This window comes from Paenibacillus sp. SRL342, assembly GCF_984798905.1.
In genome coordinates, this window is record NZ_OZ481790.1 from 70,292 (window position 1) to 92,611 (window position 22,320).

General features: G+C 48.3%; 17 protein-coding genes and 3 rRNA genes. 19 read left to right on the forward strand and 1 reads right to left on the reverse strand.

Annotation, left to right across the window (positions count from 1 at the left end; genetic code table 11):
* Window positions 1–26: 26 nt before the first annotated feature.
* The 14 genes from hslO (at window position 27) to AC4E8D_RS00395 (ending at window position 13,490) form a co-directional block, all read left to right on the forward strand.
* On the forward strand, window positions 27–947 hold the full coding sequence (hslO, locus tag AC4E8D_RS00330; protein ID WP_339306366.1) for an Hsp33 family molecular chaperone HslO: 921 nt from the start codon (window positions 27–29) through the stop codon (window positions 945–947).
* Between the two features lie 23 nt (window positions 948–970).
* A complete protein-coding gene (locus AC4E8D_RS00335; protein ID WP_339306368.1) occupies window positions 971–1,921 on the forward strand; it encodes a peptidyl-prolyl cis-trans isomerase in 951 nt (316 codons plus the stop codon).
* A 344-nt stretch (window positions 1,922–2,265) separates the two neighbouring features.
* The gene (gene cysK, locus AC4E8D_RS00340) at window positions 2,266–3,204 is read left to right on the forward strand and encodes a cysteine synthase A (RefSeq protein ID WP_036668448.1); all 939 of its coding nucleotides are present in this window, start codon (window positions 2,266–2,268) and stop codon (window positions 3,202–3,204) included.
* 140 nt (window positions 3,205–3,344) lie between these two features.
* Window positions 3,345–4,916 carry an anthranilate synthase component I family protein gene (locus AC4E8D_RS00345; protein ID WP_339306370.1) on the forward strand — a complete coding sequence of 524 codons (1,572 nt, stop codon included), beginning with the start codon at window positions 3,345–3,347 and terminating at the stop codon, window positions 4,914–4,916.
* A 50-nt stretch (window positions 4,917–4,966) separates the two neighbouring features.
* The gene (pabA, locus tag AC4E8D_RS00350) at window positions 4,967–5,542 is read left to right on the forward strand and encodes an aminodeoxychorismate/anthranilate synthase component II (RefSeq protein WP_036606106.1); all 576 of its coding nucleotides are present in this window, start codon (window positions 4,967–4,969) and stop codon (window positions 5,540–5,542) included.
* 1 nt (window position 5,543) lies between these two features.
* Window positions 5,544–6,428: an aminotransferase class IV gene (locus AC4E8D_RS00355; RefSeq protein ID WP_339306372.1), complete on the forward strand. Its 885-nt coding sequence runs from the start codon at window positions 5,544–5,546 to the stop codon at window positions 6,426–6,428.
* On the forward strand, window positions 6,425–7,288 hold the full coding sequence (folP, locus tag AC4E8D_RS00360) for a dihydropteroate synthase (protein ID WP_221825802.1): 864 nt from the start codon (window positions 6,425–6,427) through the stop codon (window positions 7,286–7,288). The genes AC4E8D_RS00355 and folP overlap by 4 nt, the downstream gene beginning before the upstream one ends.
* A gap of 115 nt (window positions 7,289–7,403) precedes the next feature.
* Window positions 7,404–7,766: a dihydroneopterin aldolase gene (gene folB, locus AC4E8D_RS00365; RefSeq protein ID WP_036606103.1), complete on the forward strand. Its 363-nt coding sequence runs from the start codon at window positions 7,404–7,406 to the stop codon at window positions 7,764–7,766.
* Window positions 7,767–7,775: 9 nt separating this feature from the next.
* Complete coding sequence (folK, locus tag AC4E8D_RS00370; protein WP_339306374.1) at window positions 7,776–8,324, forward strand: 2-amino-4-hydroxy-6-hydroxymethyldihydropteridine diphosphokinase; 549 nt, start codon at window positions 7,776–7,778, stop codon at window positions 8,322–8,324.
* Window positions 8,285–8,479: a helix-turn-helix domain-containing protein gene (locus tag AC4E8D_RS00375; RefSeq protein ID WP_036668438.1), complete on the forward strand. Its 195-nt coding sequence runs from the start codon at window positions 8,285–8,287 to the stop codon at window positions 8,477–8,479. Before folK ends, AC4E8D_RS00375 begins: the two co-directional genes overlap by 40 nt.
* A 96-nt stretch (window positions 8,480–8,575) precedes the next feature.
* Window positions 8,576–9,595, forward strand: coding sequence for a tRNA dihydrouridine synthase DusB (dusB, locus tag AC4E8D_RS00380; RefSeq protein ID WP_076216744.1), 1,020 nt, complete (start codon window positions 8,576–8,578; stop codon window positions 9,593–9,595).
* 246 nt (window positions 9,596–9,841) lie between these two features.
* Window positions 9,842–10,321 (forward strand): transcription elongation factor GreA, encoded by a 480-nt coding sequence (greA, locus tag AC4E8D_RS00385; RefSeq protein WP_076216743.1) that lies wholly within the window; start codon window positions 9,842–9,844, stop codon window positions 10,319–10,321.
* 116 nt (window positions 10,322–10,437) lie between these two features.
* On the forward strand, window positions 10,438–11,949 hold the full coding sequence (lysS, locus tag AC4E8D_RS00390) for a lysine--tRNA ligase (protein WP_047844500.1): 1,512 nt from the start codon (window positions 10,438–10,440) through the stop codon (window positions 11,947–11,949).
* A 203-nt stretch (window positions 11,950–12,152) separates the two neighbouring features.
* Window positions 12,153–13,490, forward strand: a complete 1,338-nt coding sequence (locus AC4E8D_RS00395) for a TrkH family potassium uptake protein (protein ID WP_339306377.1) — start codon at window positions 12,153–12,155, stop codon at window positions 13,488–13,490.
* A gap of 85 nt (window positions 13,491–13,575) precedes the next feature.
* Here the strand turns inward: AC4E8D_RS00395 and AC4E8D_RS00400 are convergent, their stop codons facing one another.
* Complete coding sequence (locus tag AC4E8D_RS00400) at window positions 13,576–14,166, reverse strand: TetR/AcrR family transcriptional regulator (RefSeq protein WP_221825794.1); 591 nt, start codon at window positions 14,164–14,166, stop codon at window positions 13,576–13,578.
* Between the two features lie 87 nt (window positions 14,167–14,253).
* Between AC4E8D_RS00400 and AC4E8D_RS00405 the strand changes: the two genes are divergently transcribed.
* From AC4E8D_RS00405 to guaB, 5 genes are all read left to right on the forward strand, one after another.
* Window positions 14,254–14,805, forward strand: a complete 552-nt coding sequence (locus AC4E8D_RS00405; RefSeq protein WP_221825791.1) for a hypothetical protein — start codon at window positions 14,254–14,256, stop codon at window positions 14,803–14,805.
* Window positions 14,806–15,244: 439 nt separating this feature from the next.
* A 16S ribosomal RNA gene (locus AC4E8D_RS00410) occupies window positions 15,245–16,797 on the forward strand.
* Between the two features lie 309 nt (window positions 16,798–17,106).
* A 23S ribosomal RNA gene (locus AC4E8D_RS00415) occupies window positions 17,107–20,034 on the forward strand.
* Between the two features lie 75 nt (window positions 20,035–20,109).
* Window positions 20,110–20,226 (forward strand): 5S ribosomal RNA (gene rrf, locus AC4E8D_RS00420).
* The 16S, 23S and 5S rRNA genes sit together here, the layout of an rRNA operon.
* A gap of 367 nt (window positions 20,227–20,593) precedes the next feature.
* Window positions 20,594–22,051 carry an IMP dehydrogenase gene (gene guaB / locus AC4E8D_RS00425; RefSeq protein WP_017691330.1) on the forward strand — a complete coding sequence of 486 codons (1,458 nt, stop codon included), beginning with the start codon at window positions 20,594–20,596 and terminating at the stop codon, window positions 22,049–22,051.
* Window positions 22,052–22,320 lie beyond the last annotated feature (269 nt).

Genomic DNA, 22,320 nt, shown 5'->3' on the forward strand with positions numbered 1-22,320 from the left:
GCCGTTTTTTCTGTGTTACGACTATTATGGCGATACGCCAAAGGAGGCTGAATGACTTGGAAAACAACAACAAGCATGACCGGTTAATTCGTGGTACAGCAATGAATGGAAAGGTAAGAGCCTTTGCTATCCAGACTACGGAACTGGTTGAGGAACTACGCAGAAGACACGATACGTTTCCCACGGCTACAGCTGCCATGGGGCGTACGGTTACAACAGCAGCCATTATGGGTGCAATGCTCAAAGGTGAAGAGAAGTTAACGGTACAAGTCAACGGTGATGGGCCCATTGGACAGATTGTAGCTGATGCCAATGCGAAAGGCGAAGTACGAGGATATGTTTCTAATCCGCATGTACATTTGCCAAGCAATAGTGTGGGTAAACTGGACGTTGCAGGCGCGGTTGGAACGGAAGGTTTCATCAACATAACGAAGGATTTGGGACTGAAAGAACCATATCGTGGCAGTGTGCCTATTATTTCAGGAGAACTGGGCGAAGACTTCACGTACTACTTTGCGCAATCGGAGCAAACACCTTCTGCTGTAGGCGTTGGTGTGCTCGTTGATACGGATAATTCCGTTATTGTCTCAGGTGGATTCATTATGCAGCTGTTGCCGGGATTGACAGATCCAGAGATCACGGCGATCGAAAACGCCATTAGTACGTTGCCGCCAGTGACGACGTTGCTGGAGCAGGGACTTGAATTGGAAGAGTTGCTTCGCCAATTATTGCCAGATGTACAAGTGATGGAAGGATTGGATATTCATTTTAGCTGTGAGTGTTCACGTGAGCGGGTAGAGAAGACACTAATCAGCCTGGGCCAAACGGAGATGGAGCAATTAATTGAAGAAGAGGGCCAGGCTGAAGTGGTCTGCCAATTCTGTAATGAAGCCTATGACTTTAACAAAGAACAACTTGAGACCATCCTAGAGCAAGCCAAGAACTGATCTATGCGGGGACGGGATGCGGAATGACAAGACAGGAAAAAGGGTTGTGGACGGCTGTAATTGTCTTGACGCTAGGTATGATGGTCATGGGTAGTGTGATGGCTATGCATGGTCTCAGACAGGGCAAAGACGAGGCAGATGCATCCCATGATGCCAATACGGAAGAAGGAAGCACCGTAGCGACGATCAACGGAGAAGTCATCACGGACAAAGAGTGGACCGATGCGCTGAAACGACGTTACGGCAGTGAGTTATTACTCCAGATGTTAAACCGTAAAGCAGTATATGCCGAAGCAATCGAACGCAAGCTGATCGTCACTCCCCAAGAGATTGCAAGAGAACTTGCCGCCGCGATGGATGGGTATGATTCAGAGAAATCATATTTTGACGAAATGAGGTCTCAATTGGGCCTGTCGAAACAGGAACTTGAGTTGGAAGCCGGCTACAGGCTGCTGCTTGAGAAAATCGCAACGATCGGCATACAGATCAAGGATGCAGATATTGAGCATTACTGGACTGAACACCGTGAGGATTACGTTTCCCCCGAGAAATATGACTTGTCCATCATCGTAGTGAAGGAAGAAGATGAAGCCGATTCCTTACTGGATGCGTTGGAGAAGGGGGAGGACTTTGAAGAAGCTGCTCGCAAGCAATCGACAGACAGCTTCTCTCGTGATGCTGGTGGGAGGCTGGGGTGGATTGAGCGGAATGATCCATTCCAGTCAGAAGAAATCCTTCAACTTGCTGCCGGGCTGGATGTAGGCGATATTGCCGGACCGGTTCGAGTGGAAGAAGGTTATGTTATTATCAGACTTAATGATAAAGAAGAACGCCAGGTGCAATCTGCCGAAGAAGTCCGTGAGGAGATTCGAATGGAACTGGCTCTGAGTCAGGCTGATCCGTTGCCGCAGGTAGAGCAAATGCTGCGTAACAAGTATGAAGCCGTAATCCTGTCCGAGATTCCTGCCTCCTGAATTCAATGGAGAAGATTGTATAGTACTGCTGCATCTTGATAAAAATACTCTGTCTGCGGTCTTAGGGCCAAAGGCAGAGTATTTTTTTTGAGTACTCATATTGACAATAAGGGTTAACGTTGATAAGATGAAAATAATAAATACCTACTCGTTTACTCGGATATAAAAGATTTATTTATGAACAAAGAAACTTTCGGAAACCTCCGCCCTGCTAGAAATCTTGGCAGTAAGGGATAGGATCAACAGGATTTCCGCAGTTCTTCTATAACAGCTAGAGGCTATCGGCCGCACAGTATAGGTTAACAGGACTCAAGTTTTATTCATCCACTAAGGAGGGCATTCATATGGCTAAAGTAGTTAATAACGTAACAGAACTCATCGGAGGTACTCCGCTTGTTCGTCTGAACCGTATCGTACCTGAAGGCAGTGCTGAAGTATTCGTGAAGCTGGAGTACCAGAATCCAGGTTCAAGCGTGAAAGATCGTATCGCAATTAGCATTGTGGAAGAAGCGGAAAAAGAAGGCAAGCTAAAACCAGGTGATACCATTATCGAAGCAACAAGTGGTAACACGGGAATTGGACTCGCGATGGTGGCTGCAGCCAAAGGCTACAAGTCTGTTATTGTAATGCCTGAGACGATGAGCTTGGAGCGTCGCAACTTGCTTCGTGCGTATGGTGCTGAGCTTGTGCTTACACCTGGAGCTGAAGGCATGAATGGTGCTGTTAAAAAAGCCGAAGAACTGCTGAAAGAAAACCCTTCCTATTTCATGGCTGAGCAATTTAAAAATAAAGCCAACGTGAAGATCCACCGTGAAACGACTGGCCCTGAGATTGTTGAAGCAATTCAATCTGTAGGCGGTACGTTGGATGCTTTTGTTGCGGGAATCGGTACAGGTGGAACAATTACAGGTACAGGCGAAGTGTTGAAAGAAGCTTTTGCTGGTATTAAAATTGTTGCAGTTGAGCCAGCAGCTTCGCCAATTTTGGCGGGCGGCAAACCAGGACCACATAAGATCCAGGGGATTGGTGCCAACTTTATCCCTGAGATTCTGGATCAGGAAATCTATGATGAGATCATTCACATTGAGAATGATGATGCATTCGAGACGGCTCGTCAGGTAGCGAAGGAAGAGGGCATCCTGTCCGGTATTTCTTCCGGTGCGGCGATCCGTGCAGGTCTTCAGGTTGCGAAACAGTTGGGTGAAGGCAAGCGCGTTGTGGTAATCGTGCCAAGTAACGGCGAACGTTACCTCAGCACACCTCTTTACAACTTCGAAGGCTAAGTCTACAAATGACAAAACCAATCCTCCTTGCCCGTATGACGGGTATGGAGGATTTTTGGCGTAATGCTTTTAAAAGGCGCGACGCTTTAGTATACTATCAGACAATAGAACTAGCGACAGATGGAGGGCGGCACACCGCAATGACACACCTGATGACAACATACGCCGACTGGATGGAGTGGGCTGAACAAGGCTGGACCATGATGCCTTATATCACCAAGTCGGATGAGGGGCCGTATCATGGCGGTTTACCGTTATCGTGGGAGGCAGCCTGGGAGCAGGCGTCACCATACGCAATTGTGCTGGAGAATGGCAAAGGCGGGAGATATACATTTCTGGGGTTAGACCCCGTATCCGTTATTTCCGGTAAAGGTCAAGAAGCGGTCATTCATGATGTGACGCAAGGAACCACCTCGACGGACAGCGGCAAGCCGCTTGATGTATTGAAGAGATGGACTGCCCCGTATAACGCACCCAAGGTTAATGGGGCTCCGGACTTTGGGGGTGGATACGCAGGTTATCTCAGCTACGATGTAGCAAGATCATTGGAGAAGCTCCCAGATTTGGCTGAAGATAATCCGTCCCTACCGGATTATTGGTGGATGCGCTTTGAAGAAATATGGGCTTATGACCATGAGCAGCAGGCGCTTTTCTGCATGGTTCATCTGGCTATAGAGCCTAACCGGAACGAAACTGATATCCGTAGTCTATATTCAGCGGCAGAAGCACGAGCGACAGCGATGCAGCAACGTTGGCTTCACATTATGGGATTTGCACAGGCCGAGGAACAGCAGCAGGCAATGGAACGTCGCAACAAGCGGGTCAATCGTACCCCGCAGCCTGAAGATGCGGAAAGGGAATCGGAAGGATGGGAGACCTCCTTTCCCCAGGAGGACTTTGAACAGGCTGTACGCACGGTGCAGGAATATATCAGGCAGGGTGACGTGTTCCAGGTGAATCTGTCCTTGAGACAGGAGAAGCGGCTTCATTCGAGCGCTGAGCATATTTATGAATGGCTGCGCCTTGTGAATCCATCGCCGTATATGGGTATGCTGCGTAGTCCAGACTTCCAACTGGTAAGCGGATCTCCCGAGCTTCTGGTCAAAGTGGAGAATGGCAAAGTCAGTGCACGTCCCATTGCAGGGACCCGAAGAAGGGGCCGGGATGAAGCAGAAGATAAGGCTATGGCGGATGAACTGCTCAGCAGTGAGAAAGAACGGGCGGAGCATATTATGCTCGTTGATCTGGAACGTAATGATATCGGACGGATTGCGGCCTATGGTTCGGTTCATGTACCTGAATTGATGACCATCGAGAAGTATTCCCATGTCATGCATCTCGTTTCCCAGGTGGAAGGCAGGCTGGCAGAAGGGTTATCCATATTTGATGTGATCGCTGCGACATTCCCGGGTGGAACGATTACCGGAGCGCCGAAAGTCCGCACCATGGAGATTATCGAGGAACTTGAGCCTGTACGGCGTGGGCCTTATACGGGTTCCATCGGGTGGATGGATTACAGTGGAAATATGGCATTGAACATCGTCATTCGTACACTTGCCATCAAGGATGGTATTGGTTATGTACAGGCCGGGGCAGGAATTGTCATTGATTCCGATCCATATCGGGAATACAAGGAATGCCGCAACAAGGCAAGAGCCATGATGAGAGCTGTGAATTACAGCGAAGAGGCGGAAGCTGTTAAAATAAAATAAAACGAAGCAACCGTCACTTGCATTGACGGAAGATGAGGAGGAGCAGGCATATGATACTGGTTATCGATAATTACGATTCCTTCACGTACAACCTGGTTCAATATCTGGGTGAACTGGGTGAGACGGTGGAAGTTCGCCGCAACGATGAGATTGATCTGGCAGGCATAGAGGCACTGGCACCTGATCATATTCTGATCTCTCCGGGCCCGTGTACACCGAATGAAGCAGGCATTAGCTTGGCAGTCATTGATCATTTCAAGGGAAGCATTCCGATCTTTGGTGTTTGTCTGGGGCATCAGTCCATTGGACAAGCGTTTGGTGGCAATGTCATTCGTGCGGAGCGCATGATGCACGGCAAAACATCCGAGATGCACCACAATGGAACATCGGTATTTGCCGGATTGCCATCCCCATTTACAGCTACCCGTTATCACTCCCTGATTGTCGAGCGCAGCAGCTTGCCTGACTGCCTGGAGATTACAGCGGAGACAGCTGAAGGTGAAATTATGGGTCTGCGCCACAAAGAATATGCGATTGAAGGTGTTCAGTTCCACCCGGAGTCCATTATTACAGACCATGGTCATCAGATGCTTCGTAACTTTTTGTCCCAACAAGTGAAGGTATAACATGCAATATGCCGCGATAAATGGAGAGTTGGTCAATATGGCGGCGGCCGTGGTTCCTGTAACGGATCACGGCTTTTTGTACGGACTGGGACTGTTTGAGACGTTCCGGACGTATCGAGGTGTCCCATATCTTTTGGAACGGCATCTGGAGCGCATGGCCTCGGGGTGTAAGGAACTGGGCATTCCTTTTACAACGACCGCGGCAGAGGTGACAGATTGGATTCAACGTTTGATGGATGCGAACGGACTTCGGGATGCGTATGTACGTTATACGGTATCAGCCGGTGAAGCACCGCTAGGCCTACCTTCTGGTGATTATTCGAAGCCAAATCATATCGTACTGGCAAAAGCATTACCTGAACCATCTCCTTCTTTATATGAGTGCGGCAAAATGCTTCAACGGTTGTCTACACCTCGCAACACGCCCGAAGGGGAAGTTCGGTTCAAGTCGCTGCATTACATGAACAGCATTCTGGCAAAACGGGAGCTTAATGGGTACGGGAAGCATGTGCAGGGTGCGGAAGGGTTACAATTAACCCGGGATGGTCATATAGCGGAAGGGATCGTCAGCAATGTGTTTTGGGTACGGGAAAATGTGCTCTACACGCCAGCACTTTCAACCGGCATTCTGCCGGGTATCACGAGAGCTTTGGTACTGGAAATTGCCTCGCAGCAAGGAATCCCCTGTATAGAAACGTTAGATGCCTGGGAGGATCTCCTGCAAGCAGATGAAATATTTCTAACAGGCTCGGTGGCTGAACTGGTTCCGGTGACAACTCTGCGGGATCAGGACGGAGCCGAAACGATAATTAGCAACGGACATATTGGCCCGGTTACAGCAGTCCTTCTGGGTATGTACCGGCAGGAAGCGGGGTATACTTCATGACACTTACACCTGTCATCTATGAACGGAAATATGCATGGGGGCCAGCTGAATTAAAGCTGGGTACAAGAACACAGATTATGGGCATTCTTAACGTCACGCCTGACTCATTTTCAGATGGTGGAAGTTATACCAACGTGGAGCGGGCGGTTGCCCATGCCAAGCAGATGATGGAGGATGGAGCGGACCTGATTGATATCGGCGGGGAGTCTACCCGGCCAGGTTCAGATGTCGTGAGCGCCGATGAAGAGCTTAGCCGGATTATTCCGGTTATTGAAGCATTGCATCAGCAAGCCCCACACATTCCGATATCGGTAGACACGTATAAAGCCGATGTTGCACGTCAGGCTATTCTGGCAGGTGCTCATATTATTAATGATGTGTGGGGTGCCAAGGCAGATCCAAATATGGCCCGCACGGCAGCAGAGCTGGGGTGTCCCATCATTCTGATGCATAATCGGCAGAAGCGAAACTATACCGATTATCTGAGTGATGTCGTCAGTGATTTGCAGGAGAGCATACAGATTGCATTAACAGCCGGCGTGAAAGCAGAGCAAATTATCCTGGACCCGGGCATTGGTTTTGTGAAGGATCTCGGAGAAAATCTGAAGCTCATGTCATCGCTCGGTTTGCTCAATGAAATGGGGTATCCCGTTCTGCTAGCCACCTCACGCAAAAGATTCATCCAGAACACCCTGAATGTCGGGGCGGATGATGCGCTGGAAGGAACGGCTGCCACCGTTGCATTTGGCATTGCCCAGGGCTGCCAGATGGTTCGGGTTCATGATGTGAAGCCGATTCGGCGGACGGCAGACATGTGTGATGCCATGTTGTATGCTTCTCCGGGTCTACGGAGGAAATAATGCTGGGGGATCCGAGTGACCCGTCCAGTGAAAGCGAAGCGTTTTTCAAAGGCGAAGCTAAGGGATGACTTCAAATAGATTAAAATTTCAATATATATAGAGGGCAGGCGGACGTATGGATAGAATGGTATTGCATCGTATGGAGTATTACGGATATCATGGCGTTTTTGCAGAAGAACGGAAGCTTGGGCAGCGGTATTATATTGATCTGGAGATTGATATGGACCTGGGTGAGGCTGGACGTAACGATGATCTGACCAAAACGATTAATTATGCGGAGATCCATGAGCTGGTAAAACAGATTGTAGAGAATAAATCATTCCAGTTAATTGAAGCTTTGGGCGAACATATTGCATCTTCTTTACTAGACACTTATACTATTATCAATGCATTGACAGTCAAGGTGACGAAGCCACATCCGCCATTCGATATTCATTTTGAGGGCGTAACGGTAGAGCTTCGCCGCACAAGAAAGTGAGAACCGATCATGATTGCACATTCGACCTCTGAATTCTCAGAGGCTTATATTGCTTTAGGGGCCAATTTGGGTGACCGGGAACAGACGCTGTTTGAAGCATTGTCTTTGCTGGATGAACACCCTCATATATCCGTTCTGCGTTGTTCTGCACTATATGAGACGGAGCCTGTAGGATATGTAGATCAGCCTGCGTTTCTGAATATGGCAGTCGCCGTACAGGTGATGCTGACACCAGAGCAATTACTCACGGAATTACTGGATATCGAGAACCGGCTCGGACGTGTTCGTGATATTCGCTGGGGACCGCGCACCGTTGATCTGGATCTGCTCTGGATGCAAGGTGAGACGCGTGATACGGAATTACTTCAATTGCCTCATCCTCGTATGGGAGAACGCGCTTTTGTACTGGTGCCACTGTCGGATATCGTACCGGAGGGCGAGATTTCAGGTTTGCATACCTTTGTACACGCATCGTTGTCTGTACTGGATGGAAAGGATGGAATACAGCTTTGGAAAACATGCAATTGGCCAATCGAATTCGGGCATTCCGGAAGCTGAAAGGTTTAACACAACATGAACTTGCGGCCGAGACCGGCATCTCGCTGGCCATTCTGGGAACCATTGAACGGGGAAACCGTAAGGTATCACAGCAGGAGCTCGATCGAATTGCTGGTGTACTGGCAATTAGTATCGAGGAGTTGCGGGGTAACTAGGACCGTTTCGGTTTCGCCATGTTACAACAACCAAGACACTGATCGAACTTTATATCGTGATATATACAGAATTAAAAAAGGAGTGGAACGACTACCGTGCTTAACATTGGTGGCATTGAAATGAAAAACCAGGTCGTACTTGCGCCGATGGCTGGCGTATGTAATCCGGCTTTTCGTTTGATCGCAAAAGAATTCGGAACAGGCCTCGTATGCGCGGAGATGGTGAGTGGCAAAGCCATTGTCCATGGCAACCAGCGTACACGTGAGATGTTGTTTGTAGATGAGCGTGAGAAACCGCTGAGCCTTCAAATTTTTGGGGGAGATCGTGATTCCCTCGTAGAAGCAGCCAAAATCGTGGACCAAGAAACCAATGCAGACATCATCGACATTAACATGGGATGCCCTGTGCCAAAGGTAACGAAATGTGATGCAGGCGCACGTTGGTTGCTTGATCCAAAAAAAATCTATGAGATGGTATCGGCTGTCGTGGACGCAGTTGAGAAGCCGGTGACGGTCAAGATGCGCATCGGCTGGGATAACGAGCATATCTTCGCGGTGGAGAATGCGCTCGCGGTTGAACGTGCTGGTGGACAGGCGGTAAGTGTACATGGACGTACGCGTGAGCAACTCTATACAGGCACAGCGGACTGGTCACACATCAAAGATGTAAAAGAGGCTGTCTCTATTCCGGTGATCGGCAATGGTGATGTCCATACACCAGAGGATGCACGCCGTATGCTGGATGAAACGGGTTGTGACGGAGTTATGATCGGCCGTGCCGCCCTGGGTAACCCCTGGATGCTGTATCGTACCATTCAATACTTAAGCACGGGTGAATTGCTTCCTGACCCGAATGGCGAAGAGAAGATCCGTGTTGCCATCCTGCATATGGATCGCCTGATCGCATTGAAGAATGAGACGGTTGCTGTACGCGAGATGCGCAAACACTTGGCTTGGTATTTGAAAGGCTTGAAAGGATCTGCTCGCATCAAGGACGTTATTATGGAAGGTACCAAGCGTGATGAGATGGTACAGATTCTGGAGAACTTTGTGAGTCAGCTGAAAAGCGAAGGCAATTTGGAGTCAGAACCGGTAATTGCCGGAAGTGCATCGTAATTAAGACTGTAAAACGTTTACAGCTATAGAGGACGTAACATTGACTTTTCGAGATCGTTCCCCTATACTTTCACAGTATAAATTCGCCATGTGCGTTAATTAAAGGCTAGTCATCAGGAGGAATATTCTATTTCTCTGGAGAACTTCATATAGTTTTGAAGATGTATGCGGGCGGAGCTATGTAAGTAGCACTGATTCCGTTGCCGTACAATCCAAATTATTCCCATGACAGGAGAATCGGTTGAGATGAGCGACAAGGAAGTTATCCTTACACCAGAGGGACTTAAGAAGCTGGAAGAAGAACTGGAAACATTGAAATCAGTGAAGCGCCGCGAAGTGGCTGAACGGATTAAGGTAGCCATCGGGTATGGAGATATCAGTGAGAACTCTGAATACGAAGATGCCAAGAACGAACAGGCTTTCATTGAAGGTCGTATTATTACTTTGGAGAAAATGCTTCGGAACGCACGCATTATTAACAGTGATGAGATTGACACCGATGTCGTTAGTGTAGGTGCAACAGTTACTGTGGAAGATTTGGAATTTGGTGATATCACAGAATATACAATTGTAGGTTCTGCTGAATCTAACCCGCTTCAGAACAAGATCTCAAACGAAAGCCCTGTTGGTAAAGCGATCCTGGGCAAGAAAAATGGTACAGTGGTTGATGTAAGTGTGCCTGCTGGCGTAATTCAATATAAAATTGTAGATATTAAAAAGCTATAGTAACGAAGCAGTTGGGCACGGTAAACAAAAGCTTCCCTTGGGAAGCTTTTTCAACATTTGAGGAAGAGTGTCCTCACGGGATGCCTGCAATGTAAATAAGGAGATGAATACAGATCATGACGGATGAAGTCTTGAATCAGGAAACCGAACTTAGCGAGCTTTTACAAATTCGCCGTGACAAATTGGACGAGCTCCGCAAATTGGGAATCGACCCTTTTGGCCAAAAATACGTACGTACCGAAGAAGCCGGCTCCATTCTGAAGAAGTATGAAGAACTGACCAAGGAAGAGCTGGAAGAGAAGCACATCGAAGTCAGTATTGCCGGACGGATTATGGCGAAGCGGGGAATGGGTAAAGCAAGCTTCGCACATATTCAGGACCTGAGCGGCAGAATCCAGATCTATGTTCGTCAGGATAGCGTGCCTGAAGACAAGTATGCGGCATTTAGCCTGCTGGACCTTGGCGATATCGTTGGGGTAACGGGTGTGATCTTTAAGACCAAAACAGGTGAAACTTCTGTCAAAGTTAAAGATCTTGAAGTGCTGTCCAAATCGCTCTATCCGCTTCCGGATAAATTCCATGGTCTCACCGACGTAGAGCTGCGTTACCGCCAGCGTTATGTTGACCTGATTATGAGCCCGGACGTACAACAGACCTTTATCGCACGTTCCAAAATCATTCAATCGATGCGTCGTTATCTGGATTCCCTTGGATATCTGGAAGTGGAAACACCTACGTTGCATACCATCGCAGGAGGAGCGGCAGCACGTCCGTTCATCACACATCACAACGCGCTGGATATGGAACTGTACATGCGGATTGCAATTGAACTTCACCTGAAACGTCTGATTGTTGGCGGACTGGAGAAGGTATATGAGATCGGTCGTGTATATCGGAATGAAGGTATGTCCACACGTCACAATCCGGAGTTCACAATGATTGAATTGTATGAGGCATATGCCGACTACAAGGATATTATGCAATTGACGGAGAATTTGGTTGCTCATATTGCACAGGAAGTACTGGGTACGCAAGTGATCCAGTATGGAGATTATGAAGTGGATCTTACGCCGCAGTGGCGCCGTGTTACGATGGTGGATGCAGTTAAGGAAGTTGTGGGTGTAGACTTCTCCGTACACATGACGGATGAGGAAGCACATAACTTGGCGAAGGAACATAAGGTTCCGGTTGAGAAACATATGACATTTGGTCATATCCTGAACGCGTTCTTTGAAGAGTTTGTAGAAGAAACGTTGATTCAACCGACGTTCATCATGGGACATCCTCTTGAAATCTCACCACTGGCGAAGAAAAATGATGTAGATCCACGCTTCACGGATCGCTTCGAATTGTTCATCGTTGGACGCGAGCATGCCAATGCCTTCACAGAGCTGAATGATCCAATCGATCAGCGTCAGCGCTTTGAAGCACAGATGCTGGAGAAAGAACATGGGAACGACGAAGCTCATGAGATGGATGACGACTTCATCCGTGCGCTCGAATATGGTATGCCACCAACAGGCGGATTGGGAATCGGAGTTGATCGTCTGATCATGCTGCTTACTAACTCCCCGTCGATTCGTGACGTACTGCTCTTCCCACACATGCGTCCTCGTACGCAAGATTAAATAAGGAACGTAGAATACGTTCATAATAGAAGAGGAACCTGCCGTTCAGTATCATGCTGGGGCAAGTTCCTCTTTAGGTTTACATAGACGCTAAAAATAAAGTTTGTCAGATGGCCCTTGCTCTCAGCACACCATTAGGGTAACACCGCGTCTTGAATTTGTTAGATTAACCTGTTCGTATTTTGTTAAAAGAGGTGCCCTTCATGAAGTTCAGGCTTCACTTTGCCAAATTCTTATCTCCTCCGTTAATTCTGGTCGGTGGTTTTCTGCTTATCATTGCGATGGGAACGGTGCTTCTCATGTTGCCAATCTCCAACCAAAGCGGTATGCATTTGGCGTTTATTGATGCGCTCTTTACATCAACCTCTGCCGCTTGTGTGACTGGACTTGTCGTTGTGGATGTAGGGACGACCTTTAATTTGTTTGGTCAGATCGTCATTATGGTATTAATGCAGCTTGGTGGACTCGGCTTCATGACTATGGCTACTCTCTTTGCGCTAGTGTTGGGCAAACGAATCTCGCTCAAGGACAGGCTGTTGCTCAAAGAAGCCATTAATGCAGACAGTATGGAAGGGATAGTACGCATTATCCGCAAAGTGTTGATTTTCTCCTTTACCATTGAAGGGGTGGCTGCCGTCATACTGGCGCTGCGCTGGGCAACGGAGATGTCATTTGGTCAGGCTATATACTATGGAATATTCCATTCTGTTTCACTGTTTAATAATGGCGGATTTGATCTGTTCGGTAACAGCTTCCAATACTACACCGGAGACTGGGTATTCAATGTGACCGCTTCTGTGCTCGTTATCTCTGGTGGACTTGGATTTGTAGTATTGAATGACCTGTTTGAGTATCGTAAACGCCGTCGTCTATCTCTTCAGTCCAAACTGGTGCTGTCTGTATCCGGAGCACTGATCGGTATAGGAGCGATTGTGTTGTTTGTTTTCGAATTCACCAATGGACATACACTGGCTTCACTCACCTGGAGCGAGAAGATCTATGCGTCCTTCTTCCAGTCTGTCTCTACACGTTCGTCGGGAACAAGTACAATCGATATCACGGAGATGAGGCAGGCTACCCAATTTTTCTTCATTCTGCTGATGTTCATCGGCGCTTCCCCGGGATCGACAGGGGGTGGGATCAAGACGACTACATTCCTGATCATGATTGGTGCAGTGTATGCCATGATTCGGGGAAATAAGGATATTGTGTTTTTCCGCCAGCGTGTTCCGAAAGAACTACTAATGAGGGCGCTGACCATTATTATGGTTTCTCTGATCATATTCATGATTGTGGTGATGCTTCTGCTTACGACAGAGGATGCGCCATTCCTTTCACTGATGTTTGAAGCTGCATCCGCAATCGGTACCGTGGGTCTTTCTGTAGGAGTGACTAATGAGTTGACCAATTGGGGCAAAATCATTATTACCTTTACCATGTTTGTAGGTCGGATTGGGCCATTAACCATCGCGTATGCCCTTCGTCCGCGCAAAGAGAAGAAACTGTATCGTCATCCGGAAGGCCGGATCATTATCGGATAAAAAGAAAAACCGCCAGACATTCAGAACTAACTCCTGTTATCGTAACGGGCCTTAGTCACAACGAATGTGCTGCGGTTTTTTTGGTTTAACGACACAAGGAAGCAAGATGTAAGGTGAGAACATCGTCCATGAGCCTGCCATTCATCTGATCTGGTCTAAGCACGGTATGGATACCCAAGCCATCCACCAGTGCATACAATCTCTCGATCTCCAGTTCTTTGTCCAGATCAGGTTTGGAGAGATCGAGTTTAATCAAGTAGGTGATAACAGAACCTACAGCTTTTCTAAGTTCATCATATACGGTATTAGCAAGTCCCTTGAGTGCAGGATCGGTTTTCGATCTGGCTGTAAAAGCGTACCACACCTCCATTTCGGCCAGTTTTTCTTCCGTGTTTGGTAAGAACTCGAGCAATAAGCATTTCATATTGTCCATGGGAGAGCCGGTGAAGGACATTTGTTGGACTCGATGAGACACCCGTTCAGATACCAAATTCATAGCATATAGTAGTAATTCCGATTGAGTAGAAAAGTAGTGACGCATCGAACCGACCGAAACTCCAGCTTCTTCAGCGATATTCCGAACAGAGGCTTGTTCCATGCCATCTCTCCGTATAATACGCCATGCTGCCTCGGCTACGAGCATACGCTGTTTATCGTGATCAACAATTTTAGGCATAGGCATAGTATATCACTGTTGATTATTATAGTACACACGTGCTAAATTATATTTAATACATTTGTATCAAAAAAAGGAGAGGCTGAAATGATTGGTTATTTCATTATAGGTTGTGAGATTGCCTTTTGGGTGTTTGTGTTCACGGGTCTGAGTGTAAGGTATCTCCTTGGTATGAAGCGGTTAGGTATCGGTTTGTTAATGGCGACGCCGGTTATTGATCTGTTATTGCTGGTAGCTACAGTTATGGATCTACAGCGAGGAGCTACAGCAAGTATGATTCATGGCATAGCTGCGGTGTATATAGGAGCAAGCATTGCTTATGGTCACCAGATGATCGCTTGGGCGGATCGATATTTCCTATATTGGTTCAAGGGTGGAGAGAATCCTCGCAGAAACAAGTTATATGGTAGAGAACATGCGAGTCGTGAGCGTAGTGGATGGTTTAGACATCTATTGGCTTGGGCTATAGGAAGTGCTTTTCTATTCGCCATGATATGGTGGATCGGAGATGCTGAACGTACAGCTGCCTTCGATAATCTGATCAGAGTGTGGGGAATAATACTCGGAATCGATTTTCTGATAAGCTTTAGTTATAGTTTATGGCCAAGAAAGGTTCCTGCTAGGAATGTTAAACATTAAAAAGCTGGGTGAGCGTGCATACGAACTGGCTAAGTTGGGAGAATCCCGTATGTACGCCCCGTATTAAATCGAACCGATTGTTAATATAGATTCAAAAAAAGACTTGCAATGCAAATCTGTACATGGTATATTCTAAATCTGGCCAAGAAAACACAGTTTACACGGTGCGGCAAGCGAATGAAATAAGCTTCGAAAGAAACTTAAAAAAAGAGCTTGCAAAGTTGGTACGGATGTGATAAGATATAAAAGTTGCTGAGGATAACAACACTCGGTAGCAAAATAAGTTTGATCTTTGAAAACTGAACAACGAGTGAGTAAACATTCTGCTTGCAGAATGAACGCGAAAGTTGAGACAGGCCTTGGCTTGGATCGACTGGAGCACAAATGAGATTTTTAATCTCGTCAGATTCAAAATGAGCTTATCGCTCTTTTCAATACTTTATTGGAGAGTTTGATCCTGGCTCAGGACGAACGCTGGCGGCATGCCTAATACATGCAAGTCGAGCGGAGTTGATAGGAAGCTTGCTTCCTTGATACTTAGCGGCGGACGGGTGAGTAACACGTAGGCAACCTGCCCTCAAGTTTGGGACAACTACCGGAAACGGTAGCTAATACCGAATAATTGTTTTCTTCTCCTGAAGGGAACTGGAAAGACGGAGCAATCTGTCACTTGGGGATGGGCCTGCGGCGCATTAGCTAGTTGGTGGGGTAACGGCTCACCAAGGCGACGATGCGTAGCCGACCTGAGAGGGTGATCGGCCACACTGGGACTGAGACACGGCCCAGACTCCTACGGGAGGCAGCAGTAGGGAATCTTCCGCAATGGGCGAAAGCCTGACGGAGCAATGCCGCGTGAGTGATGAAGGTTTTCGGATCGTAAAGCTCTGTTGCCAGGGAAGAACGCTTGGGAGAGTAACTGCTCTCAAGGTGACGGTACCTGAGAAGAAAGCCCCGGCTAACTACGTGCCAGCAGCCGCGGTAATACGTAGGGGGCAAGCGTTGTCCGGAATTATTGGGCGTAAAGCGCGCGCAGGCGGTCATTTAAGTCTGGTGTTTAATCCCGGGGCTCAACCCCGGATCGCACTGGAAACTGGGTGACTTGAGTGCAGAAGAGGAGAGTGGAATTCCACGTGTAGCGGTGAAATGCGTAGATATGTGGAGGAACACCAGTGGCGAAGGCGACTCTCTGGGCTGTAACTGACGCTGAGGCGCGAAAGCGTGGGGAGCAAACAGGATTAGATACCCTGGTAGTCCACGCCGTAAACGATGAGTGCTAGGTGTTAGGGGTTTCGATACCCTTGGTGCCGAAGTTAACACATTAAGCACTCCGCCTGGGGAGTACGGTCGCAAGACTGAAACTCAAAGGAATTGACGGGGACCCGCACAAGCAGTGGAGTATGTGGTTTAATTCGAAGCAACGCGAAGAACCTTACCAGGTCTTGACATCCCTCTGACCGGTACAGAGATGTACCTTTCCTTCGGGACAGAGGAGACAGGTGGTGCATGGTTGTCGTCAGCTCGTGTCGTGAGATGTTGGGTTAAGTCCCGCAACGAGCGCAACCCTTATATTTAGTTGCCAGCACTTCGGGTGGGCACTCTAGATAGACTGCCGGTGACAAACCGGAGGAAGGTGGGGATGACGTCAAATCATCATGCCCCTTATGACCTGGGCTACACACGTACTACAATGGCCGGTACAACGGGCTGCGAAATCGCGAGATGGAGCCAATCCCAACAAAGCCGGTCTCAGTTCGGATTGCAGGCTGCAACTCGCCTGCATGAAGTCGGAATTGCTAGTAATCGCGGATCAGCATGCCGCGGTGAATACGTTCCCGGGTCTTGTACACACCGCCCGTCACACCACGAGAGTTTATAACACCCGAAGTCGGTGGGGTAACCGCAAGGAGCCAGCCGCCGAAGGTGGGATAGATGATTGGGGTGAAGTCGTAACAAGGTAGCCGTATCGGAAGGTGCGGCTGGATCACCTCCTTTCTATGGAGAATCGTTTCCCGAGTGGAAACATTCAAATCGCAGACTAGATCTGCACAAACTACTCACTCGTTGTTCGGTTTTGAGAGCTCAAACTCTCAAAACAGCTTGCTTTTGCATGGAGCTTGTTCTTTGAAAACTAGATATCGAAACGAAACAAACGCGAATTAGAACATTCCTTTTTAGCTGAACTTGTGTTAAACAAGTTTAAATAAAAACGGTAGATTGCACGTACGATGGTATCGGGTGAGAGCGACTTTTGGCTTTGCGCAAGCAAAACAAGGGAAGCGAGCAGTCGAAACCGGAGCACGAGGTTAAGCTACTAAGAGCACACGGAGGATGCCTAGGCGCTAGGAGCCGATGAAGGACGTGGCGAACAACGAAACTGCCTCGGGGAGCTGTAAGCAAGCTTTGATCCGGGGGTGTCCGAATGGGGAAACCCAGCTGGGGTAATTTCCAGTTACTCATAACTGAATACATAGGTTATGTAGAGGCATACCAGGGGAACTGAAACATCTAAGTACCCTGAGGAAGAGAAAACAATAGTGATTCCGTCAGTAGCGGCGAGCGAACGCGGAGAAGCCCAAACCAGAGAGCTTGCTCTTTGGGGTTGTGGGACGTCTCACATGGAGTTACAAAGGAACCGGTTAAGCGAAGAGGTCTGGAAAGGCCCGCCAAAGAAGGTAAAAGCCCTGTAGTTGAAAGTTGGTTCCCTCCGAGACGGATCCCGAGTAGTGCGGGGCACGTGAAACCCCGTATGAATCCGGCAGGACCATCTGCCAAGGCTAAATACTTCCTAGCGACCGATAGTGAAGCAGTACCGTGAGGGAAAGGTGAAAAGCACCCCGGAAGGGGAGTGAAATAGAACCTGAAACCGTGTGCTTACAAAAAGTCAGAGCCCGTTTTAGGGGTGATGGCGTGCCTTTTGTAGAATGAACCGGCGAGTTACGTTCCCGTGCAAGGTTAAGGTGAAGAGCCGGAGCCGCAGCGAAAGCGAGTCTGAATAGGGCGACTTAGTACGTGGACGTAGACCCGAAACCGGGTGATCTACCCCTGTCCAGGGTGAAGGTGCGGTAACACGCACTGGAGGCCCGAACCCACGCATGTTGAAAAATGCGGGGATGAGGTGGGGGTAGCGGAGAAATTCCAATCGAACTCGGAGATAGCTGGTTCTCCCCGAAATAGCTTTAGGGCTAGCCTCGGAAAACAGAGTCGTGGAGGTAGAGCACTGATTGGGTGCGGGGCCCGCAAGGGTTACCAAGCTCAGTCAAACTCCGAATGCCATAGACTTACTTCCGGGAGTCAGACAGTGAGTGCTAAGATCCATTGTCAAAAGGGAAACAGCCCAGACCATCAGCTAAGGTCCCCAAGTGTGTGTTAAGTGGGAAAGGATGTGGAGTTGCACAGACAACCAGGATGTTGGCTTAGAAGCAGCCATCATTTAAAGAGTGCGTAATAGCTCACTGGTCGAGTGACTCTGCGCCGAAAATGTAACGGGGCTAAACACACCACCGAAGCTATGGCTTGATGCTTTGCATCAGGGGTAGGGGAGCGTTGTATAAGGGTTGAAGGTGTACCGTAAGGAGCGCTGGACATTATACAAGTGAGAATGCCGGTATGAGTAACGAAAAGATCAGTGAGAATCTGATCCGCCGAAAGCCTAAGGGTTCCTGAGGAAGGCTCGTCCGCTCAGGGTAAGTCGGGACCTAAGGCGAGGCCGAAAGGCGTAGTCGAAGGACAACAGGTCGAAATTCCTGTACCACCGTAAGCCGTTATGAGCAATGGGGGGACGCAGTAGGGTAGTGACGCGGACTGATGGATGTCCGTCTAAGCAGTGAGGCTGATGTGTAGGCAAATCCGCACATTGTAAGGCTGAGCTGTGATGGGGAGCGAAAATTATAGTAGCGAAGGTCATGATCTCACACTGCCAAGAAAAGCCTCTAGCCAGGTGATGGTGCCCGTACCGCAAACCGACACAGGTAGGCGAGAAGAGTATTCTAAGGCGCGCGGAAGAACTCTCGTTAAGGAACTCGGCAAAATGACCCCGTAACTTCGGGAGAAGGGGTGCCCCGGTAGTGTGAATAGCACGAGGGGGCCGCAGTGAAAAGGCCCAAGCGACTGTTTAGCAAAAACACAGGTCTGTGCGAAGCCGTAAGGCGAAGTATACGGGCTGACGCCTGCCCGGTGCTGGAAGGTTAAGGGGAGTGGTTAGGGAGTAATCCCGAAGCTGTGAACCGAAGCCCCAGTAAACGGCGGCCGTAACTATAACGGTCCTAAGGTAGCGAAATTCCTTGTCAGGTAAATTCTGACCCGCACGAATGGCGTAACGACTTGGGCGCTGTCTCAACGAGAGATCCGGTGAAATTTTAATACCTGTGAAGATGCAGGTTACCCGCGACAAGACGGAAAGACCCCATGGAGCTTTACTGCAGCTTGATATTGAATTTGGGTACGATCTGTACAGGATAGGTGGGAGCCTTTGAAGTGTGAGCGCCAGCTTGCATGGAGGCAACGTTGGGATACCACCCTGATCGTATCTAGGTTCTAACCTGGTACCGTAATCCGGTGCGGGGACAGTGTCAGGTGGGCAGTTTGACTGGGGCGGTCGCCTCCTAAAGAGTAACGGAGGCGCCCAAAGGTTCCCTCAGAATGGTTGGAAATCATTCGAAGAGTGCAAAGGCATAAGGGAGCTTGACTGCGAGACCTACAAGTCGAGCAGGGACGAAAGTCGGGCTTAGTGATCCGGTGGTACCGCATGGAAGGGCCATCGCTCAACGGATAAAAGCTACCCTGGGGATAACAGGCTTATCTCCCCCAAGAGTCCACATCGACGGGGAGGTTTGGCACCTCGATGTCGGCTCATCGCATCCTGGGGCTGAAGTAGGTCCCAAGGGTTGGGCTGTTCGCCCATTAAAGCGGTACGCGAGCTGGGTTCAGAACGTCGTGAGACAGTTCGGTCCCTATCTGTCGTGGGCGTAGGAAATTTGAGAGGAGCTGTCCTTAGTACGAGAGGACCGGGATGGACGTACCGCTGGTGTACCAGTTGTTCCGCCAGGAGCACCGCTGGGTAGCTATGTACGGACGGGATAAACGCTGAAAGCATCTAAGCGTGAAGCCCCCCTCAAGATGAGATTTCCCAGTATGTAAGACCCCTTGAAGACGACGAGGTAGATAGGCTGGGGGTGGAAGTGCAGCAATGCATGGAGCTGACCAGTACTAATCGGTCGAGGGCTTATCCAATAGCAAGTGATAATTCGCATGTTTCGTTTCGAATCTAGTTTTCAGAGAACAACACTCTGAAATGTAAGCTACGCGTTTGGTGGCGATGGCGGAGGGGTTCCACACGTACCCATCCCGAACACGACCGTTAAGCCCTCTAGCGCCGATGGTACTTGGACCGCAGGGTCCTGGGAGAGTAGGACGCCGCCAAGCAAAGAACCACTGCCGATGTTATTCGGTGGTGGTTTTTATTATATAGTTATATTATGCAGTATGGTATTAAAATACAGATTGAATTTGGTGATTTATCAGCACAATAGTATGTATAAAAGTAACGTTATTCGATACGAATTGACGTTTTTTTGCGTAACAACTAGACTTGTCCGCTCTGGAAAAACAGTTGTGTTCATCAGGCAATACACCTGATATAACCAAGTACTTTTCCTTGACAGTCTAAATATCGCTTTGCTAAGATGGCAATAATAAATTTTTCAGAAAACGTATTTTCGGCGTAAAATACAGCCTGGAATCTTCGGGTTTTGGACCGTAAAGCTGAGCAAACATAAGGAGGAACACTTGCGTGTGGGAAGATAAATTTGGTAAGGAAGGCCTCACCTTTGATGATGTATTGCTAGTGCCACGGAAATCCGAGACACTGCCTAAAGAAGTAGATGTATCTATTCGTTTGAGCGATACTGTAAAGCTAAATATTCCTTTGATCAGTGCGGGCATGGATACGGTAACTGAAGCGACATTGGCTATTGCCATTGCACGTGAAGGCGGTATCGGTATTATCCATAAAAATATGTCGGTTGAACAACAGGCAGAAGAAGTAGACCGTGTTAAACGTTCGGAGAGTGGTGTTATTACGAATCCATTCTCACTGACTGCAGATCATCTGGTATCTGATGCGGAAGCAGTAATGGCGAAATATCGGATCTCCGGTGTACCTATTATTGAAGGAGATCAGAAGCTGGTTGGTATTTTGACCAACCGCGATTTGCGTTTTATCCATGATTACGGCATCAAAATTAGCGAAGTCATGACTCGTGAGAATCTGGTCACCGCTCCTGTTGGCACCACATTACAAGAAGCTGAGGGTATCCTTCAGAAGCACAAGATTGAGAAACTTCCATTAGTTGATGAGACAAACACATTGAAAGGTCTTATCACCATTAAAGATATTGAAAAAGCCATTCAATTCCCTCATGCAGCCAAAGACGCTCAAGGACGTTTGTTGGTTGGTGCAGCGATTGGTATTTCCAAAGATACATTTGAACGTGCAGATGCTTTGGTACAAGCTGGTGTCGATCTGATTACGGTAGACTCGGCGCACGGACACCACATCAATATCATTGAAGCTGTACGTCAGCTTCGTGAACGTTTCCCTAGTCTGACTATCGTTGCAGGTAACGTTGCTACTGGCGCAGCCACTCGTGATCTGATCGAAGCAGGGGCTTCGGTAGTCAAAGTGGGTATTGGTCCAGGTTCGATATGTACAACACGTGTAATCGCTGGTATTGGTGTACCTCAAGTAACTGCAGTCTACGACTGTGCAACAGTGGCACGCGAATATGGAGTTCCGATTATCGCGGATGGCGGAATTAAATATTCTGGTGAGATTACGAAGGCACTGGCTGCAGGCGCACACGCGGTGATGCTGGGAAGTTTGTTTGCCGGCACAGCGGAAAGCCCGGGGGAAACTGAAATCTTCCAAGGACGTAGCTACAAAGTTTATCGCGGTATGGGTTCAATGGCTGCAATGAAACAAGGTAGTAAAGATCGTTACTTCCAAGATGATGACAAGAAACTGGTTCCGGAAGGAATCGAAGGTCGTGTCGCTTACAAAGGACCACTGTCTGATACGATCCACCAACTGATTGGTGGTCTGCGTTCGGGTATGGGATACTGTGGTACAAGTAACTTGGAGCAACTTCGTAACGATACAGGCTTTATCCGAATTACAGGTGCGGGACTGCGCGAAAGTCATCCCCATGATGTACAGATTACCAAAGAAGCACCTAACTACTCGTTGTAATCGGAAGAGAGTTAATCATTTCCAGGACAGGCTCGGTGATTTTCACCGGGTCTGTCTTTTTTTGCAGATACCCCTGTGATAGAATAGAACAAGCGGTGACGATCCAAGGGTGGATTAAGGCGTTGCGGCGGCTATTTGACGTGAATCTATGAATATGGTTTTGAAAAGCAAATGCAGTGCCAGAAAAGGCTGCCAGTTAAACAGAAGCGCGGACGTCCTTTTACATAAGCATTTGCAAAATGCGGACTAAGTGACAATCGATAACGAAC

Bases quoted from the DNA above. Each gene is read 5' to 3' on its own strand.
- folK (WP_339306374.1), top strand. From the start codon at position 7,776: ATGATTGCACATTCGACCTCTGAATTCTCAGAGGCTTATATTGCTTTA.
- AC4E8D_RS00345 (WP_339306370.1), top strand. From the start codon at position 3,345: ATGACACACCTGATGACAACATACGCCGACTGGATGGAGTGGGCTGAA.
- folB (WP_036606103.1), top strand. From the start codon at position 7,404: ATGGATAGAATGGTATTGCATCGTATGGAGTATTACGGATATCATGGC.
- greA (WP_076216743.1), top strand. From the start codon at position 9,842: ATGAGCGACAAGGAAGTTATCCTTACACCAGAGGGACTTAAGAAGCTG.
- AC4E8D_RS00375 (WP_036668438.1), top strand. From the start codon at position 8,285: ATGCAATTGGCCAATCGAATTCGGGCATTCCGGAAGCTGAAAGGTTTA.
- cysK (WP_036668448.1), top strand. From the start codon at position 2,266: ATGGCTAAAGTAGTTAATAACGTAACAGAACTCATCGGAGGTACTCCG.
- pabA (WP_036606106.1), top strand. From the start codon at position 4,967: ATGATACTGGTTATCGATAATTACGATTCCTTCACGTACAACCTGGTT.
- AC4E8D_RS00405 (WP_221825791.1), top strand. From the start codon at position 14,254: ATGATTGGTTATTTCATTATAGGTTGTGAGATTGCCTTTTGGGTGTTT.
- AC4E8D_RS00355 (WP_339306372.1), top strand. From the start codon at position 5,544: ATGCAATATGCCGCGATAAATGGAGAGTTGGTCAATATGGCGGCGGCC.
- AC4E8D_RS00395 (WP_339306377.1), top strand. From the start codon at position 12,153: ATGAAGTTCAGGCTTCACTTTGCCAAATTCTTATCTCCTCCGTTAATT.
- AC4E8D_RS00400 (WP_221825794.1), bottom strand. From the start codon at position 14,166: ATGCCTAAAATTGTTGATCACGATAAACAGCGTATGCTCGTAGCCGAG.
- lysS (WP_047844500.1), top strand. From the start codon at position 10,438: ATGACGGATGAAGTCTTGAATCAGGAAACCGAACTTAGCGAGCTTTTA.
- folP (WP_221825802.1), top strand. From the start codon at position 6,425: ATGACACTTACACCTGTCATCTATGAACGGAAATATGCATGGGGGCCA.
- hslO (WP_339306366.1), top strand. From the start codon at position 27: ATGGCGATACGCCAAAGGAGGCTGAATGACTTGGAAAACAACAACAAG.
- AC4E8D_RS00335 (WP_339306368.1), top strand. From the start codon at position 971: ATGACAAGACAGGAAAAAGGGTTGTGGACGGCTGTAATTGTCTTGACG.